Source organism: Nonomuraea sp. MG754425 (genome assembly GCF_021699195.1).
In the GTDB taxonomy this organism is placed as follows: Bacteria; Actinomycetota; Actinomycetes; order Streptosporangiales; family Streptosporangiaceae; genus Nonomuraea.
In genome coordinates this window covers 1-267 of sequence record NZ_SSXE01000593.1, presented here as the reverse complement: position 1 = coordinate 267, position 267 = coordinate 1, and the positions used below count along the sequence as shown (strand labels likewise).

Genomic DNA, 267 nt, shown 5'->3' with positions numbered 1-267 from the left:
CGTCGCCGACACCGAGGACGTCCTGCAGGAGACCTGGCTGTCGTGGTCCTCAAGAGACCTGGACCAGATCGAGAACCCGCGCGCCTACCTGGTGCGGGTCGCGGTGAACCAGGCACTCGCCCAGCAGAGCGCCCTTCGACGCCGCCGCGAGACCTACGTCGGGCCGTAGCTGCCCGAACCGCTGGTGGCTCCCGCCGAGGACGCGGTCGACGCGGCCCAGGAGGTCATTCAGGCGGAATCGGTGTCGCTGGCCATGCTGGTGGTCCT

General features: G+C 69.7%; 1 protein-coding gene. It reads left to right on the top strand.

Features of this window, described 5'->3' with window-relative positions; translation table 11 throughout:
* Positions 1-169, top strand: a 169-nt coding sequence (locus FAF44_RS54115; RefSeq protein WP_272896273.1) for a sigma factor, incomplete at its 5' end; no start/stop codon positions are given.
* Positions 170-267 lie beyond the last annotated feature (98 nt).